Below are 14,747 nucleotides of genomic sequence, written 5' to 3'. Positions count from 1 at the left end.
GAAATACAGGGAGAAGAAACATGAACTGGTCCAAATCGATGCTGTTTGCCTCGGCGGCGGTGCTTGCTCTGAGCGCCGCCGCGGCACACGCCGAAAACATGCCGAAGCGCATCGGCTACGTCACCAACTACGCCACGCATGAGTGGTATCAGAACGTCATCAAGGGCATGCAGTCCCGCGCCAAGGAACTTGGTATCGAGCTCGAGGTGCAGGACGCCAATCTGGACGTTGCCAAGGAGGTCTCCGCCGCCGAAGATTTCATGGCCAAGGGCGTCGACGTCCTGATCATCACGCCCGTCAACGAGGAAGGCGTCGTGCCGCTGCTGCGCCAGGCGAAATCCAACAACGTTCCAGTCGTGCTCGAAGGCAATCCGGTCAAGGGCATGACCACAATGGTCGCGATCTGCGACTACGACACCGGCTACACCGCCGGCGTCGAAGCCGGCAAATACGCCAAGGAAAAGCTCGAAGGCAAAGCCAAGGTGATGAATGTCGGCTTGCCGCTGCTGTCCGCCACGGTGCTGCGGTCGCAGGGTTTCATGGATGGCCTGAAGACCATCATCCCCGACGCGGTCATGGTCCACGACCTCGACGGTGGCGGCAATCCCGATCGCGCGCTCGAGGTCTCTTCGGCGGCACTTGCCAAGAACGCCGACATCAACATCATCTACGGCATCAACGATTCCTCCTCGCTCGGCGGCCTTCAGGCCTGGAAAGCGGCCGGCAAGTCGCAGGACGGCCTGTTGACGGTCGGCACCGGCGGCGAAGGCCTCGCCTTCATCAATGCAATGCAGAACGAGCCGTCCTATCGCATCGAAGCCGCGATGTTCCCGGAAAAGGAAGGCTACACCGCCATCGATGCAGCGGTTAAGCTCTTCAACGGCGAAGAGGTGCCGGAACACATCGTCAGCCCCACCGCGCCGATGAACGGTGACGACTGGAAGAAGTTCTACGACTACGATGGCACCACACGCAAAATCAAATGGGATGCCGTCAATGCGCTTCAGCCACCGGAAAAATGCATGAAAACTTCCGCCGATCTGAAGAAGTAAGGATTCCGGGTAGCCCTTCCCGCACGGCGGGAAGGGTGGCGGATCGGATATGCCGACGGCAAAACAGGGCAACCGTCCTGTTTTGGCCGGCAGTTCCAGACGGCGACGGCACCGATACGGGCCCGGAAATGAAATGGACATGAGCGAGCTTACGCAATCCTCCGCGCCAAGGCGTTTCATTGGCGGCCAGCTGCTGGGCAGCAGCCAGCTGGTGCTCGGCGTGATCCTGGCCGTGCTCTGCATGGCCATCTCGATTGCCGCGCCGCAATTCTATTCCGAGGCCAACATCATCGCCATCCTGCGCCAATGCGCGCTGGTGCTGATCGTCGCCTCCGGCATGACGATGCTGATCATCACCGCGGAAGTCGACCTGTCGGTCGGTGCATCGCTGGCTTTTGTCGGCTGCATCGGCATGGCCGTGCTCAATTCAACGCACAGCCTGACGCTCGGCCTGCTGGCGGCGCTCGCCTTTGCCGGTGCCGTCGGGCTGTTCAACGGGCTGGTCGTCACCAGGCTCAAGGTGAACTCGCTGATCGCCACGATCGGCACCATGATGATGCTGCAGGGCGGCGTCTATCTGTTCACCCGCGAGGCGGTGCAGAACCACCACCGGCTTGCAAGCTTCACCGTTCTCGGCGCCGGCTATCTCGGCGCGATCCCGCTGCCCGTGGTCGTTGCCGCGCTGATTTTCGCGCTGGCCGCGGCAACGCTGCGCTTCACCACGCTCGGCCGTTATCTCTACGCTGTCGGCGCCAATGAGCGAGCGGTCCGCCTCTCCGGCGTGCGCTCGCAACGGCTGAAGCTGTTCGCCTTCGTCGTCACCGGCCTGTGCGTCGGCGTCGCCGGCATGATCCTGTCGTCGCTGATGAATGCCGGCCAGCCGACCGCCGGCCGCGGCTTCGAGCTGACGGTGATTGCCGCCGTCATCCTCGGCGGCACCAGCCTGCTTGGCGGCCGCGGTTCGCTGCTCGGCACGTTGCTTGGAGTGCTCGTGCTGAAGGTCATCGACAACGGCATCATCATCCTCGGCTGGAACCAGGATCTGCAGATGGTGGTGCCTGGAATCGTCATCATCCTGGCGACCTATCTCGACATCGTGCGGAACAGAGCCAATGTCGGTTGATTTCCTTCACCCCGGCGAAACCGTGGCTGTCGACAAAAGCGTGCCGGCGCTGGAGATGCGCGGTATCGGCAAGCGTTTTCCCGGCGTGGTGGCGCTGGACAATGTCGATCTGACCTTGGAACCCGGCAAGATCCATGCCCTGATGGGCGAGAACGGCGCCGGCAAGTCGACGCTGATCAAGATCATGGCCGGGGTCTACGGCAAGGATGCCGGCACCATCAGCCTGCGCGGCCGCGAGGCCGACATCAAGTCGCCGCGCGATAGCCTGAAAGAGGGCATCAAGGTGGTGTTCCAGGAGATCGCGCTGATCGCCGAATTCAGCGTCGCCGAAAACATCTTCCTCGAAGGCTATCCGACCGGCAAAGGCGGCTCGATCGACTGGAAGAAGATCCGTGCCGATGCGGCCGCTCTGTTCAAGCGTATCGGCTTCAATGTCGACCCGGCGGCGCGCACGGGATCGCTGCCGGTCAGCCAGCAGCAGATGGTCGAGATCGCCCGCGCACTCGCCCATGAGGCCCGCGTCGTGGTGATGGACGAGCCGACCTCCTCGCTGACGCCGAACGAGGTCTCGCTGCTGTTCACCGTCATCCGCCGGCTGGCCGCGCTGGGCATCGCGGTGCTCTATGTCAGCCACAAGCTCGACGAGGTCTTCGAGATCGCCGACACCGTGACCGTGCTGCGCGACGGCCGCCACGTCTCGACCAGGCCGATCGGCCAACATACCAACGACACGCTGATCCAGGACATGATCGGCCGGCGCATCGAAAACCTGTTCCCTCGCAAGCGTGGCGCGCCGGGCAGCAAGGTCGCGCTTTCCGTTGAGGGGCTCAGCACCGCCAAGAAGCTGAAGGATGTGTCGTTCGAGGCGCATGCCGGCGAGGTCCTCGGCTTCTTCGGCCTGATGGGGGCCGGCCGGACCGAGCTCGCCAAGGCCATCGTCGGCTACGACCCGATCACTTCCGGCGCCATTTCGGTCGATGGCTGCCGGCTGCTGCCGCACGAAACGCACACCGGCGTCCGGCTCGGCATCGGCCTGCTCACCGAGGACCGCAAGAGCGAGGGGCTGATGGGCGAGTTGCCGGTCTACCAGAATGCCAGCCTCGCCTCACTCGGCGCCTTCGCCAGAATGGGCTTCGTCGACAAGGTCAGCGAACGCAAGGCGGTGCAGGACTATGTCGACCGTTTCCGCATCCGGACGCCCAGCCTGTTCCAGCAGGTCAAGAATCTGTCCGGCGGCAATCAGCAGAAAGTGCTGATCTCGCGCTGGCTGATGCGCGGTCTCAAGGTGATCGTCGTCGACGAGCCGACCCGCGGCATCGACGTCGGCGCCAAGTCGGAGATTTTTGCGCTCATCGACCGGCTCGCCGGCGAGGGCCTGGCGGTCGTCATGATGACGTCCGAAATGCCCGAGCTGCTGGGGCTTGCCGACCGCATCGCGGTGATGTGCGAAGGCCGCCTCACCGCGATCATGCCTCGCGACGAGGCCACGCAGGAGAACATCCTCAATGCGGCAATCGGCTAAGACGATGACGCTTCGCAAAGGGACCAAGCGATGAGCCTGGCAAGCACCGACACCATGAAAGCTGGGCCGTCCATGCTGGCGCGGCTCGTCGCGCGGCAGGAATTGGCATTGCTCCTCTGCCTCATCCTGGTGATCGCGTTCTTTTCCTTCACCGCCGAGAATTTCTTCTCCGTGCGCAACATCACCAATGTGCTCGGTCAGGCTTCGCTGGCGCTGACAGCCGGCATCGGCTGCGCCATCGTCTTCATATCAGGCGAGGTCGACATCTCGATCGGCTCGCTGCTGGCGACGATCGCGCTGCCGCTGATCATCATCATGAACGACACCAACTCGCTTGTGCTCGGCATCAGTGGCGCGCTGCTGTTCGGGCTGATCATCGGCGTCGTGAATGGCTATCTGACGGCCTATGCCGGCATCAACTCGCTGATCGTGACCCTGGGCACGATGTTCATCATGCGCGGCGGCGTTTATCTCTATACCGGCCAGCGCGCTATTCCAGACGATGCCGCGCTCGACAGCTTCATCGCGCTGTCGGACGGCCGCCTGTTCAACGTCGTTCCCTATTCGGCTGTCATCGCCATCGTCCTGCTCGCCGTCTTCGCCTACGTGATGCAGCACCGGCCGTTCGGGCGGCAGATCTATGCCGTCGGCGGCAATCCGGAAGTGGCACGGCTGGCGGGTTACGACGTGCGCCGCGTCAAGTTCACCTGCTTCATCATCAGCGCGCTGCTGGCGACGGTAGCCGGCATCATCCTGGCAGCCCGCGTCGGTTCGGCGCAGCATACGGCCGGGCTGAATTTCGAGTTCCAGGTCGTTGCCGCCACCGTGCTCGGCGGGGTGAGCCTTGCCGGCGGGATAGGCAGCCTGACCGGCATGGCGCTCGGCGTGCTGATCCTGCAGTTCCTGTCCAACGGGCTGCGCGGCCTCGGCCTGCCGACCGAGTGGCAACTGGTCATCACCGGCATGATCATCATTGCCGCCGTCGCCTTCGACGAAGCAAAGCGCCGGCGCGCCATTGGAGGCTGATATGGATCGTCTCAAAGGGAAAACCGCAATCGTCACCGGCGCCGCCGACGGCATCGGCCACGCGATCAGCGAGGCGATGGCAAGGGAAGGCGCGCACGTCTTCCTCGGCGACATCGCCGACGAGAAGGGTGAAAAATTCGCAGCCGAGCTGCGCGCCGCCGGCCACCGCGCCGACTACATCCATTGCGACGTGGCGGAGGAGGCCGACATCGCCGCCCTGATCGACGCAGCCGTCGGCAAGACCGGCCATCTCGATATTCTCGTCAACAATGCCGCCATCGCCATCGGCGGCATGCCGGTTCACGAAATGAGCGACGAGCAGTGGCACCGGCTGATCGCGGTCAACCTCACCAGCGTGTTCCGCGGCTGCAAATATGCGCTGCCGCACATGATCGCGCAGAAATCCGGCTCGATCATCAACATGGCCTCGGCGCAAGGTCATATCGGGCTCGACGGCTGGACCGCCTATGCCGGCGCCAAGGGTGCGGTGATGGCGATGACGCGCCAGATGGCGGTCGAGTTCGGCCCGCTCAACATCCGCGTCAACTCGATCTCGCCCGGCACCATCAACACGCCGATGAACGACAAATTGGTCAAGGAGATCGGCGGCAATCTCGCCAAGGCCTGGGTCAAGATGCATCCGCTCGGCCGCATCGGCAAACCGTCCGAGGTGGCCGAAGCCGCCGTCTATCTGGCCTCCGACGCCGCCGGCTTCACCACCGGTACCGACCTGCGCGTCGACGGCGGCCTCACCGCAGCACCCCGCTACGTACCCGACCTGCTTTGACAACCAACGAGACATGAAATGAACAAAGCCCTCGAAGGCGTCCGCATTCTCGATTTCAGCCATCTGCTGCAAGGGCCGTTCGCCACGCAGCTGCTCGGCGACATGGGCGCCGACATCATCAAGATCGAGCGTGCCGGCGCCGGCGACATGTTCCGCGGCATGACCTTCTTCGCCAAATGGGTCGGCGGCTCCGAAAGCCCGAATTTCCTCGCCTGGAACCGCAACAAGCGCTCCATCGCGCTCAACCTGAAAAGTCGCAAGGTGCATGCCATCATCATGGACATGGCCAAGAAGGCGGATGTGGTGGTGCAGAATTTCCGCCCCGGCGTGCTCGCCAGGCTCGGCTATGGCTACGAGGACTTCAAGGCAGTCAATCCCGGCATCATCTACTGGTCGGGCTCCGGCTATGGCGAGGAAGGCCCCTATGTCGAGCGCCCCGGCCAGGACATGCTGATCCAGGGATTGTCCGGGCTGATCTCCAACACCGGCCGCGGCGATCAGGCTCCTGTTCCGGCCGGTGCCGGCCTGGCCGACCAGATCGGCGCCATGAACATGGTCTACGGCATCCTGTCGGCGCTCTACTATCGCGAGAAGACCGGCAAGGGCCAGAAGATCGAGGTCAATCTGCTCGCCGGCATGCTGGCGCATCTCAATCAGGAATATGTCGCCGTGCTCAATCTCGGCGAGGATTTCGTGCGCCCGAATTCCGGCATCGGCCACCCCGGCATGCAGGCGCCGTTCGGTGTCTATGAAGCGAAGGACGGCGGCTATGTGTCGATCGCCATGAGCCCGTTCAAGACGCTGTATGAAGTGCTGGAGGCGCCGCAGCTTGCTGTCTACGACGATCTGAAGACGCTGTTCGACAGGCGCGACGAGGTGTTCGACAAGGTCAACGCCGAAACCAGGAAGTTTGCCACGCAGGACCTGCTGGCGCGGCTGCTGGCAGCCGACATCTGGTGTGCCGAGGTGAAAGACATAAGGCGCGCAGCCGAGGACCCGCAGGTCAAGCACCTGGGCATGATCACCAGCTACGATCATCCGCGCGGCGGCAAGGTCAGGGTGGTCGCGCCGGCGGTCAAGATGAGCGAGACGCCGGCTACCATAGAGCGGCCGGCACCGCTGGTCGGCCAGCATGGCCGCGAGATACTGGCCGAGTTCGGCCTCCACAGCGACGAGATCGCCGCGCTGGAGGCGTCCGGCGACATGACCGTGGACGCTGCCTGACGATGAGCGTTTACCGGACACTCACTCTGGAAATGTCCGGCCGCGTCGCGGTCGTCACCTTCCGGCGCGCCGATCAGCTCAATGCCATGAACCGGCTGATGCAGAGCGAGATCACCGAGGTTTTCGAGGCGTTGTCGCAGGATGACGGCGTCGGCGCGATCGTGGTGACCGGTGAGGGGCGCGGCTTCATGGCCGGCGCCGACATCAAGGAATACGCCGCCCAGACAGCTATCGAGTTCGACGCCTTCCAGGCGGCGGGCACGCGCATGTATGCGGCCATCGAGCAGAACCGCAAGCCGGTCATCGCCGCGGTCAATGGTTTTGCGCTCGGCGGCGGCATGGAGCTGGTGCTGTGCTGCGACATCGTCATTGCCAACCAGTTCGCGAAGCTCGGCCTGCCCGAGATCAAGCTCGGGCTGGTCCCCGGCGGCGGCGGCACCCAGCGCAGCGTCCAGAAGCTCGGCCGCAACCGCGCCAATTTTCTGCTGATGACCGGCGCCATCGTGCCGGCTTCCGAGTTCGTCGGCGCCGGTCTGGTCAACGAGATCGTCGATGCCGAAAGGCTGATGCGGCGGGTGCTGGAACTCGCCGAGATGATCGCCGCCGAACCGGCCGCAGCGATCGAAGGGCTGAAAGCGCTGACCGCGCATGCCGTGTCGGGCGATCTGGCCGACGGCCTTGCCATGGAGCGCGATGTCCTGGGTGGCCTGTACCGCAGCGAGACCGGCCAGCGGCGCGTCAAGGAATTTGCTGAAAAGAGCGCGACGCGGCCGAAGGCTGCGAAATGACGTCCCTGGTCAAGCAAAACCGGCCGCGCTTCACCGATGTCGAGGGCCTGGCCGCGATGGTCGGCGGCGGCGACGTCTTCGGTGTCGGTGGCCATCATTTTGCCCGGCTGCCGATCGCCTTGTTGCGCGCCATCGCCCGCTTGGGCGTCAAGGATCTTCGCTATGTCTGCTGGGCCGGCGGCCTGCCGCTCGAACTGCTTCTCGAAGCGAATGCCGTGGCGGAGGTCGATATCTGCTTTTCCAGCCTCGATATTTTTGGCTTGCCGCCGCGCTTCCGCGCGGCTGCCGAGACCAATGCCGTGCCGGTCCGCGACTGGACGGCGCTGGCCATGATCCAGGCGCTGCGGGCGGGGCAGCAGAACCTGCCGTCGATGCCGTTTCAGCTTCCGGAGGGTTCGGACATGCTGGCGCGCGTGCCGGGTGCGATCGCCGCGCCCGATCCGATCGCGGGAATCACGACCGGGATCATCCCGGCCTTGCGGCTCGATACGTTCGTCGTCCATGCCCAGCGTGCCGACGAGAGCGGCAATGTCCAGATCATCGGACCACGGGCGCTGGATTTCGCCATGGCCGGCGCGGCGCGCGAGGTGCTGGTGACGGTCGAGGAGATCGTCCCGGTCGGAGCGCTGCGGCATGATGGTCGGCAGAGCATTTTGACCCGCAACCAGGTGTCGGCGATCGCGCTGGCACCAGGCGGCGCCTATCCCGCCTCCTGCCTGCCATTCTATGTGACGGATTATCAAGCGTTGGCGGGGGCGTTCGCGGCCAAGGAAATACCTTTGTCGGACAGCCTGAGCATGCCTTCGGAAGGCGTGCCGGAGCGGGTTCAAGACGCTGCAAAAGTCCGCGCTGAAACAGTCCTCGCAATGCCCAGGCTCGTGCACGGCAACAAGGAGGCGTCCATCGACGAGATCATCGCCGCCCGCATCGCCGCTGAGCTCGACAATGAGAGCTTTGCCAGTGCCGGCGCGGTGTCGCCGCTCGCCAATGTCGCCTACCGGCTGGCCAAAGCGACGCACGCGCCGGACATGATCATCGCCACCATGAGTTGCGGCCATCTCGACATAGCACCGAGCCCGATGATCCTGTCGCTGATCGAAAGCCTCGATTGCGAGACGGCGGTGGCGCATGCCGGCGGCGACGACACCTATTCGACCTACTACCAGGCCGGCGCGGTGACGCATGAGATCGTCGGTGCCGCGCAGGTCGACCGCCGTGGGCGCGTCAACACCATTGCGCTGCGCAAGCGTGACGGCAGCCTTATCCGGCTGCCCGGGCAAGGCGGCATGGCCGACGTCGCCAACATGCATCGCGATTATCTGCTCTACGTCCCCCGCCATTCCGTGCAGTCGCTGGTCGAGACGGTCGAGATTGCCAGCTCGGCGCGCGGCCTGTTGACTGAGGCCGAACGCGAGCCGATGGGCTATCGGACCGGCGCGGCATTGGTGTTCACCGACCTTTGCGTGTTTCGGCTCGACGGGGAGAGCCGGCAATTGGCCGTCATCGAGACCATGCCGTGCGTGACGCGCCAGCAGCTCCAGGATGCCACCGGCTTTGCCCTGACATTCGATGCCGATTGCCGCGAAGTTGCGCTACCCTCGAACGAGACGCTCGACATCCTGCGAAACCGCATCGACCCGCTCGGTCTGCGCCGCCTCGAATTCGTCAGCGCCAGGGAGCGCAGCGCCCTGATCGCCGAAATCCTGGCCACCGACCGGCGGATGGTCGAGCGCTGCATCGCCGCACGGCGGTCGCATACTGCACCGGATTGAAGAGGGGCGGCGCATGGCAAAGCCGTTGCTCGAAATGTCGGCCGCGAGGGTCTTCTTCGATGGCATCTTCACCAGCCCGCGCGTCGCCCATCCGGAAGGCGTGGCCATCCATCGCGACGGCTCGATCTGGTGCGGCACCGAAACCGGCGACCTGCTGCGCCTCGCCGCCGATGGCGGCTCGGTCGAACGCATGGGCGGTACGGAGGGCTTTCTGCTCGGCATCGCCTTCGATAGCGCGGGAAACTGTTTTGCATGCGATTTGAGACATTCGGCGATCTTTCGCTGGGATGCCGCGACGGCTGGTATGCAGCGCTTCGCCTCGGCCGGCATCCGCGTGCCGAACTATCCGATCGTCGACGAAACACGCGGCTGGCTCTACGTGTCGGACAGCGTAGGCGAAGACAACCGCTCCGGCATCTTTCGCTACGATTTGAAGACCGGCGAAGGCGGCCTGTGGTGCAGCGAGACCATGGCCTTCGCCAACGGCATGGCGATGGCGCCGGGTGGCGATGGGCTTTACGTCGTGGAAAGCCATGCGGCCTGCCTCAGCTATGTGCCGATCCGTGCCGACGGCACGGCAGGACCTCGCCAGCTCGTCGTGGACGGCGTGAGCAACGTTCCCGATGGCGTCGCCTTGGCGCCGGACGGGTCGCTGTTCATCTCATGCTACGAGCCGAGCCGCATCTATCGTTGGCGAAAGGATAGCGGGCTCGAGGTGCTGATCGAGGATCCGGCGGCAACCACGCTCGCCCACCCCACCAACATCGCCTTCAAGGGCGACAAGCTCTACACCGCAAATCTCGGCCGCTGGCACATCACCGAAATCGACTTGACGGCGATTTCTTAGATCGGGCCGAACCGGGCGGCGCTGCCCTATCCCAGCCGCCCGTGACTCGATCGGATGCGCAACACCTGCACCCGCGAAGGCAACTCGATCAGGAACTCTTCGTCCCGCTCGAGATGGTGGATTTTCGTCGGATCGCCGCCGGTGAACGCCGCCATCGCCTCGACGTTTTCCCAATAGGAGATCGTCATGAATTCCGAATGGGTCGGCGTGTCCTCGCGAAAGGTCTGAACGCCAAGTGCCTTCTCGATCAGCGGCTTGATGCCGGCCTCGTAATTGTAACTCTCATAGGCATCCGCCTTTTCAGGCACGGTTCTGCCGCGCCAGATACGAGCGATGGTCGGGGGTTTCTCTGTCATAGCCATTGAATTCCTGCTGTCTTGAACCGTTCCGACCCGGCATTCGGCTTGGCAAGGCCAGCCAGGGAATGCATCTGCAAGCGACGGTTTTCGCCCTCCCCGGTCGTTATAGGGGGCGCTGCCCCAGACAGGCCTCCTGCCGACCGGCAGGAGACTTACTCCTGATCCTCGGCGCCGCCTCCGTGGAAGAAGGACCGGATTTCCTTCATGTCGACGCTGCCGTCACCGTCCTCATCGACGGCGTTGAATATTCGCCCGACGAAATCCTGGACTTCGCTTTGAGAAACCGCGCCATCGCCATCCGCATCTACTATGGCGAACATCATGCGCATCCTCGCGCCATGCATCCCGGGTGCAATGCCACCGCGGCCTCCCATCTCCCAACCTCGGTCAGGCGGGCCCATCCTGCAGCCGCGATGCCAGCGGTCGGGACCTCGCCGTTCTGCCCGGGGCGCGCGATCTTCCTGCATTCTCTCCTCCAGCATCTCGGTCATCATCTGGCGCATCATTTCGCGCATGGCATCCTGGCTCTGCCCGCTCATTCCGGGCGACGGTTCGGCGCCACGATCCGGTGCCGGCGCGGCGGGCGCAGGTGGGCTCGTCTGGCCGAATGCCGGCGCGGCCAACATGGCCAGCGCCGCGGCAATTGCAGTGGTTTTGCTTGCGAGCGTCATCGTATTCTCCATCGGTATGAATTGGAGGCTGAACGTGTCTGCATCCAAGCCAAACCGGCTGCTCGCCTCATGGTTCCTGGGCAGTCGGCACGGCGGCGGAAAAGTCCGCCTGATCGCGGCAACGAAAGCGGCTCACCCACGTTGCCGTTGATGCAAAGCTCCACCAGGAGGAAAAAATGGCCGACGATAAGAGCAAGCGAGATTTCCGCGAGCGCGATCGCGTTTCTACGGAAGACGACCGTGAAGTCGAGTATTTTGCCCAACAGAACGGCATCACCGCCGACCAGGTCCGTCAGTTGATCAAAAGCTTCGGCAATGATCGCGGCCGGCTGACCGTAGCCGCGAAGGCGTTGCGAGGGATTTCACCTGCCGGAGCCGACGAGGTGACCAGGGAAGCCCGCCAGCAGGCGACACCTATGCATCTCGGCAAACCCGACGAGTGATGCCGGGGGGGCAACTGCTCTGCCGCTGCCGCGGGCATCAGAACTTGCGGCTCAGATAATCCGAGTCGCGCAGTCCGAACCGCCACTCGGCATCGACAGCCTTGGAAATGCCGATCCGGCGGCCTGTCAGAACGGCGCCGGCTTCGCTCGGCGGCCTGAATTCGAATGGCGGCAGGTCCAGGGGCAGCCCGTCATGGGATTTGTCGATTGCCAGCGCCTGGCAAAGGCGACCCGGTCCCGAACAAAGCAGCCGGGGGTCGTCAACGCCGCGATTGGCCCGCATCACCACCAGCCCGGATTGCGGTTCGATTGCGCGGATAAGCACGGCACTGCCGGGCAGGCACACGGCATTGAGGCACCAATGCAGGCCATAGGAGCGATAGACATACGCGCTGCCGGGGGCGCCGAACATTGCGCCGTTGCGCACCGTCCTGCCACCGAAAGCGTGCGAAGCCGGATCATCCGGGCGATAGGCTTCGGTTTCGACGATGATGCCGCCGACGCCGTGCAAGAGCAGCATCGCGCCGATCATGTCGCGCGCCACGGTGGTGGCGTCTCGGGCAAAGAATTGATGGTTGGTGGTCAATGTGCAGCAGACTCGATCACGCCTGAACTTCAGCAAGGTCCCGGACCGGAAACAAAATGTCCAGCCATCGCGCCACCGAACCTGGGGCAGCGGTATTCAGCGCAGCATGGCTGCGCCGATGAAAACCGCCGCGGCCAGCACGACGATGGCGGCAATCACCAGGACTGGCCCATATCTGCTCGGTTGGACGTCGGGCTCATCCTTCAGCGGGCGCATCGCATTGGCATAGCTCGCCTGGTTGGTAAACTTCGGCGTTTCATGGCGCGCGGCAGGGCTCTTCGGCGGAGCGTTGCCGGCGGATTCCGCGTCCGTTTCCATGGGAGCCGCAGCCGGATCGATGCCCGGGGTCTTGTCCCCTTCGCGCCCGGCATCGATATCGCCCCGCGCTTGAGCCGGGCTTCGCCCAAGAGGTTCTGCGTCGGTCATCGTCGAGGTCCTTTCAGAGCATCGGCCTCAAGCATTCTAACCTGCGTCTCATTTCAAAGTTCCCCCGTTTCAAAGTTCCCCCTTTTTGAAGTTCCGACGAGCGGGAACCGCCTAGGCCTGCTTCCAGGAACAACCGGCGATCGAGCGGGTTGAGCAAGCATCGGGAGAGCAACATGGACTTGGTGCGCCACGCGCCTACCTGCGCGGCAGTTCGACAACAGGCCCAGCGAGTGCGCATGATCTACTTCACGGCCGACACGCATTTCAGCGACCCGCGCATTTTGCGCATCGACCGCCGCCCGTTCGGCTCGCTGGCGGAACATGACCGGTCGCTCATTGCGTTCTGGAACGAGACTGTCGGGCCGGACGACGAGATCTGGCATCTCGGCGATTTTGCCAGGGGATCGGCCGCGTTCGTGTCGTCGCTTCTGGCGTCTCTTCATGGCAGCAAGCATTTGATCATCGGCAACAACGATGCTGCGGCCACCATCGAGGCCACAGGTTGGGCGAGCACGCAACACTACAAGGAGCTGGCGCTCGACGGCAGCCTGCTGATCCTTTGCCACTACCCTTTTCGCACCTGGAACCAGATCGGCAGGAAATCGATCGACCTGCATGGCCATTCCCACGGCAGGCTGACCCCGGTCACGCGCCAGTATGACGTCGGCGTCGACAGCTGGGATTTTCGTCCGGTCACGCTGACCGCCATCCTTGCCAGCCGCGGCCGAAGGGCGGCGCGGCAAAGCCGTCAAAAAGTCGAGTGATCGAAAGTGCCGGCCGTGCGTTGAGGAATTTCAACGCCAGGGAGCACGCCATGAACAGACGTGAACTGATCGATGCCGATGGCGGCAATCATGCCGTAAAACCCATTCCGCGCGCCGCGTTCGATAGCACTTTGGCCCTGCTGCGCGAAGGCTATGATTTCATTTCGGCCCGCTGCCGGCGCATGAACACCGACATCTTTGCCACGCGCCTGATGCTGCAGCCGGCAATCTGCGTGCGCGGTGCCGAGGCTGCCGAGATGTTTTATGGCGGCGACCACTTCACCCGAATTGGTGCGATGCCGCAGACCACGCTGCGTCTGCTGCAGGACAAGGGCAGCGTCCAGGCGCTCGACGGCGCCGCTCACCGCCACCGCAAGGCGCTTTTCCTGTCGATCCTGTTGGATGGCGACCAGATCGAGCGGCTCCGCGCAAATTTCCGTCGCGCCTGGCTCGACAAGCTGGAAGACTGGCAGCGGCGTGACGAGATCGTCCTGTTCGACGCCGTAAACCTCGTCCTGACCCAGGCGGCAGCGGATTGGGCCGGCATCCCCGCCGACAAGGATCGCGCCGAACTCTGCCGCGAGCTCAGCGGCATGATCGAGAACGCCGGCGGCGTCGGGCCGTCGACCATGCTGGCGCTGTGGCGGCGCCGCCGGACCGAACGCACTATCGGCGAGCTTGTACGGCGCGTTCGAAGCGGCGCGCTTGATTTGCCGGCAAACAGCCCGGTCCGCCTGGTCAGCGAATATGTCGATGCCGAGGGAATGCCGCTCGATCTTGCCAGTGCTGCGGTCGAGATCATCAACATCATCCGGCCGGTTGTCGCCATCGGCCGCTTCATCATGTTTGCGGCGCTGGCGCTTCACCAGCACCGCCAATGGTACGATAAGTTCGCCGCCGGCGATGAGGACGGGCTGGAAGCCTTCGCCGAGGAGGTTCGCCGGCTTTATCCGTTCTTCCCGTTCATCGGTGGCCGCGCGCGCCACCCGTTCGAGTGGAAGGGTTACCGCTTCCGGGAGGGCGATTGGATTCTGCTCGACCTGCACGGCACCAACCATGATCCGCGCCTGTTTGTGGAGCCGGACCGATTTATCCCGGAGCGCGGCTTGAGCTGGAAAACCCACGGCTTCGACTTCATCCCGCATGGCGGCGGAGATCCGGCGACTGCCCATCGCTGCCCCGGAGAAGCCGTCACCGTCGCGCTGATCATGGAAGCGGTTCGCCTGCTGACGCGGTCGATGGCCTACCGGGTGCCTGATCAGGATATGACCGTCTCGCTTGCCCGCATGCCGGCGCGGCCGAAATCCGGGTTCAGGATAGATAATGTGCGGCGAAAGCCCGGCTGAAAGGCTGCCGG

16 protein-coding genes are annotated in these 14,747 nt (G+C 64.0%); 12 read left to right on the top strand and 4 right to left on the bottom strand.

Translation table 11 applies throughout. The annotated features are described in order from the left end of the window. The first annotated feature begins 20 nt into the window (after positions 1-20). From X773_RS55585 to X773_RS55545, 9 genes are all read left to right on the top strand, one after another. Positions 21-1,052, top strand: coding sequence for a sugar ABC transporter substrate-binding protein (locus X773_RS55585; protein WP_023677042.1), 1,032 nt, complete (start codon positions 21-23; stop codon positions 1,050-1,052). 139 nt (positions 1,053-1,191) lie between these two features. Beyond that, positions 1,192-2,175, top strand: a complete 984-nt coding sequence (locus X773_RS55580) for an ABC transporter permease (RefSeq protein ID WP_023677041.1) — start codon at positions 1,192-1,194, stop codon at positions 2,173-2,175. Beyond that, positions 2,165-3,697, top strand: a complete 1,533-nt coding sequence (locus tag X773_RS55575) for a sugar ABC transporter ATP-binding protein (protein ID WP_023677040.1) — start codon at positions 2,165-2,167, stop codon at positions 3,695-3,697. Before X773_RS55580 ends, X773_RS55575 begins: the two co-directional genes overlap by 11 nt. Positions 3,698-3,727: 30 nt before the next feature. Then, positions 3,728-4,723, top strand: coding sequence for an ABC transporter permease (locus X773_RS55570; protein ID WP_023677039.1), 996 nt, complete (start codon positions 3,728-3,730; stop codon positions 4,721-4,723). 1 nt (position 4,724) lies between these two features. Further along, positions 4,725-5,510, top strand: coding sequence for an SDR family NAD(P)-dependent oxidoreductase (locus X773_RS55565; RefSeq protein WP_023677038.1), 786 nt, complete (start codon positions 4,725-4,727; stop codon positions 5,508-5,510). Between the two features lie 18 nt (positions 5,511-5,528). After that, positions 5,529-6,734, top strand: a complete 1,206-nt coding sequence (locus X773_RS55560) for a CaiB/BaiF CoA-transferase family protein (RefSeq protein ID WP_023677037.1) — start codon at positions 5,529-5,531, stop codon at positions 6,732-6,734. Positions 6,735-6,736: 2 nt separating this feature from the next. Continuing rightward, positions 6,737-7,522 carry an enoyl-CoA hydratase/isomerase family protein gene (locus X773_RS55555; RefSeq protein ID WP_023677036.1) on the top strand — a complete coding sequence of 262 codons (786 nt, stop codon included), beginning with the start codon at positions 6,737-6,739 and terminating at the stop codon, positions 7,520-7,522. After that, positions 7,519-9,294, top strand: a complete 1,776-nt coding sequence (locus X773_RS55550; RefSeq protein WP_023677035.1) for a CoA-transferase — start codon at positions 7,519-7,521, stop codon at positions 9,292-9,294. The genes X773_RS55555 and X773_RS55550 overlap by 4 nt, the downstream gene beginning before the upstream one ends. Before the next feature lie 13 nt (positions 9,295-9,307). Next, entirely contained in the window at positions 9,308-10,141 is an 834-nt protein-coding gene (locus X773_RS55545; protein WP_023677034.1) for an SMP-30/gluconolactonase/LRE family protein, read from the top strand. Between the two features lie 26 nt (positions 10,142-10,167). On the opposite strand, the gene X773_RS55540 is transcribed toward X773_RS55545, so the two are convergent. Continuing rightward, on the bottom strand, positions 10,168-10,497 hold the full coding sequence (locus X773_RS55540; protein ID WP_023677033.1) for a hypothetical protein: 330 nt from the start codon (positions 10,495-10,497) through the stop codon (positions 10,168-10,170). Between the two features lie 155 nt (positions 10,498-10,652). Then, on the bottom strand, positions 10,653-11,126 hold the full coding sequence (locus X773_RS0137980) for an EF-hand domain-containing protein (RefSeq protein ID WP_245274710.1): 474 nt from the start codon (positions 11,124-11,126) through the stop codon (positions 10,653-10,655). 221 nt (positions 11,127-11,347) lie between these two features. On the opposite strand from X773_RS0137980, the gene X773_RS0137975 reads away from it, so the two are divergent. Continuing rightward, on the top strand, positions 11,348-11,614 hold the full coding sequence (locus tag X773_RS0137975) for a DUF3606 domain-containing protein (protein ID WP_023677031.1): 267 nt from the start codon (positions 11,348-11,350) through the stop codon (positions 11,612-11,614). Between the two features lie 37 nt (positions 11,615-11,651). On the opposite strand, the gene X773_RS55535 is transcribed toward X773_RS0137975, so the two are convergent. After that, entirely contained in the window at positions 11,652-12,200 is a 549-nt protein-coding gene (locus X773_RS55535; RefSeq protein WP_023677030.1) for a DNA-3-methyladenine glycosylase, read from the bottom strand. A 96-nt stretch (positions 12,201-12,296) separates the two neighbouring features. Further along, a complete protein-coding gene (locus X773_RS55530; RefSeq protein ID WP_023677029.1) occupies positions 12,297-12,626 on the bottom strand; it encodes a hypothetical protein in 330 nt (109 codons plus the stop codon). A gap of 236 nt (positions 12,627-12,862) precedes the next feature. Between X773_RS55530 and X773_RS55525 the strand changes: the two genes are divergently transcribed. Then, positions 12,863-13,390, top strand: a complete 528-nt coding sequence (locus X773_RS55525) for a hydrolase (RefSeq protein WP_023677028.1) — start codon at positions 12,863-12,865, stop codon at positions 13,388-13,390. Positions 13,391-13,440: 50 nt separating this feature from the next. Further along, on the top strand, positions 13,441-14,736 hold the full coding sequence (locus X773_RS55520; protein WP_051406135.1) for a cytochrome P450: 1,296 nt from the start codon (positions 13,441-13,443) through the stop codon (positions 14,734-14,736). Positions 14,737-14,747 lie beyond the last annotated feature (11 nt).

The sequence above is a fragment of the Mesorhizobium sp. LSJC280B00 genome, assembly GCF_000502835.1.
In the GTDB taxonomy this organism is placed as follows: domain Bacteria; phylum Pseudomonadota; class Alphaproteobacteria; order Rhizobiales; family Rhizobiaceae; genus Mesorhizobium.
Note: the sequence above shows the minus strand (reverse complement) of the source record. Positions and strands in the feature narration are given on the sequence as shown.

Bases quoted from the DNA above. Each gene is read 5' to 3' on its own strand.
- X773_RS55580 (WP_023677041.1), top strand. From the start codon at position 1,192: ATGAGCGAGCTTACGCAATCCTCCGCGCCAAGGCGTTTCATTGGCGGC.
- X773_RS55575 (WP_023677040.1), top strand. From the start codon at position 2,165: ATGTCGGTTGATTTCCTTCACCCCGGCGAAACCGTGGCTGTCGACAAA.
- X773_RS55540 (WP_023677033.1), bottom strand. From the start codon at position 10,497: ATGACAGAGAAACCCCCGACCATCGCTCGTATCTGGCGCGGCAGAACC.
- X773_RS55545 (WP_023677034.1), top strand. From the start codon at position 9,308: ATGGCAAAGCCGTTGCTCGAAATGTCGGCCGCGAGGGTCTTCTTCGAT.
- X773_RS0137980 (WP_245274710.1), bottom strand. From the start codon at position 11,126: ATGTTGGCCGCGCCGGCATTCGGCCAGACGAGCCCACCTGCGCCCGCC.
- X773_RS55550 (WP_023677035.1), top strand. From the start codon at position 7,519: ATGACGTCCCTGGTCAAGCAAAACCGGCCGCGCTTCACCGATGTCGAG.
- X773_RS55520 (WP_051406135.1), top strand. From the start codon at position 13,441: ATGAACAGACGTGAACTGATCGATGCCGATGGCGGCAATCATGCCGTA.
- X773_RS55570 (WP_023677039.1), top strand. From the start codon at position 3,728: ATGAGCCTGGCAAGCACCGACACCATGAAAGCTGGGCCGTCCATGCTG.
- X773_RS55585 (WP_023677042.1), top strand. From the start codon at position 21: ATGAACTGGTCCAAATCGATGCTGTTTGCCTCGGCGGCGGTGCTTGCT.
- X773_RS0137975 (WP_023677031.1), top strand. From the start codon at position 11,348: ATGGCCGACGATAAGAGCAAGCGAGATTTCCGCGAGCGCGATCGCGTT.
- X773_RS55560 (WP_023677037.1), top strand. From the start codon at position 5,529: ATGAACAAAGCCCTCGAAGGCGTCCGCATTCTCGATTTCAGCCATCTG.
- X773_RS55555 (WP_023677036.1), top strand. From the start codon at position 6,737: ATGAGCGTTTACCGGACACTCACTCTGGAAATGTCCGGCCGCGTCGCG.
- X773_RS55525 (WP_023677028.1), top strand. From the start codon at position 12,863: ATGATCTACTTCACGGCCGACACGCATTTCAGCGACCCGCGCATTTTG.
- X773_RS55565 (WP_023677038.1), top strand. From the start codon at position 4,725: ATGGATCGTCTCAAAGGGAAAACCGCAATCGTCACCGGCGCCGCCGAC.
- X773_RS55530 (WP_023677029.1), bottom strand. From the start codon at position 12,626: ATGACCGACGCAGAACCTCTTGGGCGAAGCCCGGCTCAAGCGCGGGGC.